The sequence below is a fragment of the Mycobacterium sp. TH-M15 genome (assembly GCF_057473705.1).
Map to the genome: position 1 here is coordinate 1 of NZ_JBYCLB010000426.1, position 1,826 is coordinate 1,826.

Here is a 1,826-nt window from a genome sequence, read left to right on the forward strand (position 1 = left end):
GGCGAACGAGTACAGGATCAGCCCCGAGCAGTCGAAGCCGACCGTGCCCGCCCCGGAGTCGATGCCGCGGCTCGGCCCGGCGGCGTTGCCGCCACCCCAGGAATACGGCACCCCGCGCTGGGACAGGCCGCGCCGGATCACGTATTCGGAGGCCTTGCGCCCGTACACCCGCGGGATGGCGCCGTTGGTGAAGCCGCTCGGCGTGGGGGCCAGCCCCAACCCCTGCAGGAACTCCCGGCCCATGTTGGACGTGACCTGCGACGAGGTGGTGGAGATTCCCAGCAGCTGGTTGAATACGGCGATCGGGTCGCCGCCGACGTTGGCGCTGGGCACCATCGGCAGGGTCGGGTCCCACTCGCCGGCCCACTCGGTGGCGGCCGGCGGATTCCCCGGCAGGGCGTCACCGTCGGGTCCGGCCTCCCACCGGTCGCCGTTCCCGGCCGGCTGCACCTGCAACTCCTCGCGGGCCGTCACATCCGATCCCGGGTCGGCCGCGGCCGTCCCCGGCCCGGCAAGCAGCCCGAGCAACAGCGTCATGCCCAGCATCGACGCCCCGACCGGCCGGGCGAGCCGACCGGCCCGCCGGGCGGATCGGGCGGTGGAGCCACGCTCGGTGCGTCTCATTCGACGGTGCCTCCTCGGGCTCGGTGCGGCGGGCGACGCCGGTCTCCGGCGGTGCCGAGAGCAGGGATAAAGCGCGTCGCCTTTTGCACCATATGTCACGTCAGCAACTACTGAAACATTCGTAACGGACTAATGCCGCGCCTTAAGCAGGTTGTGACCCGATGGTGACAATAAAATGCGCTGCCGAGATCGCGTCAGATGCCCGTAGACACGAATTGCGCAGGTGACGGTGCTGACCGTCGACGGCTAGTGCCGCGCCGTTCGTTTGCTGAGCTGTTGCAGCTTGCGGGTGACGCCGACCGCGGCCGCCACCCCGACCAGCAACACCACCGTCAGGCCGGTCCACGGCAGGTCCGGGGTGTCGAGTTCGTTGAGGAAGTTCTGCGCCGAGACCACCGGGTTTCCGGTCTTGGCGTGGTCTTCGCCGGCCTCCAGCTTGGACCGGTGGAACTGGCCGGAGTAGCTGCCGACGTAGGACGGGCTGAGCACCAGCACGGTCGAGCCCGGGTCGTCCCCGCCGATCACGGTGGCGACGTCGCGCAGGGCGGTGTCCATCCCCGGGTTGCGGGCGATGACGATGACCTTCAGGTCGATGCCGCCCTGGTTCGCCTGCTGCACCACGGTGCGCAGGCCCGGCACGTCGGCGGCGGGCGCGCTGACCGCGTCGGCCTCGACATCCGTCTTGAGCAGTGCCATGCAGTCGTCCGGGGGCACCGTCGGGTCCAGGCCGACGTTGATGCAGATCTCGCTGGGGATGTAGGCCGGGAGCTGCGGGATGGTCACGGCCATGACGGTACCAATCCGCATACCCGGCCGGGCAGCCACTCGCGTTGCAGTACGCACGTACCGCTAGAGTGATCCACGCCCGCCGGCGCGGCCCGCCCGGCGGCGAAGTTCGATCCCCGGGAGTTGGATGTGAGCAGCACAGCGTCGGTGAATTCGTTCGGAGCCCGCGCCAGCCTCGCCGTCGGCGAGGACACCTACCAGATTTACCGGCTCGACGCCGTGCCCGGCACCGAGAAGCTCCCCTACAGCCTCAAGGTGCTCGCCGAGAACCTGCTGCGCAACGAGGACGGCGCCAACATCACCGCCGACCACGTCCGGGCGATCGCCACCTGGAACCCGTCGGCCCAGCCGAGCACCGAGATCCAGTACACCCCGGCGCGGGTGGTCAGGCAGGACTTCACCGGCGTGCCGTGCAT

General features: G+C 69.8%; 1 protein-coding gene and 2 pseudogenes. 1 reads left to right on the forward strand and 2 read right to left on the reverse strand.

Going from position 1 to position 1,826, the window contains the following annotated elements; genetic code table 11:
• Positions 1-393, reverse strand: a pseudogene (locus AC2VNT_RS10265) (NlpC/P60 family peptidoglycan endopeptidase RipA); the annotation flags it as partial.
• 477 nt (positions 394-870) lie between these two features.
• Positions 871-1,413 carry an Rv1476 family membrane protein gene (locus AC2VNT_RS10270; RefSeq protein WP_486946753.1) on the reverse strand — a complete coding sequence of 181 codons (543 nt, stop codon included), beginning with the start codon at positions 1,411-1,413 and terminating at the stop codon, positions 871-873.
• 126 nt (positions 1,414-1,539) lie between these two features.
• Here AC2VNT_RS10270 and acnA point away from each other — a divergent pair.
• A pseudogene (acnA, locus tag AC2VNT_RS10275) lies at positions 1,540-1,826 on the forward strand (aconitate hydratase); the annotation flags it as partial.

Bases quoted from the DNA above. Each gene is read 5' to 3' on its own strand.
- AC2VNT_RS10270 (WP_486946753.1), bottom strand. From the start codon at position 1,413: ATGGCCGTGACCATCCCGCAGCTCCCGGCCTACATCCCCAGCGAGATC.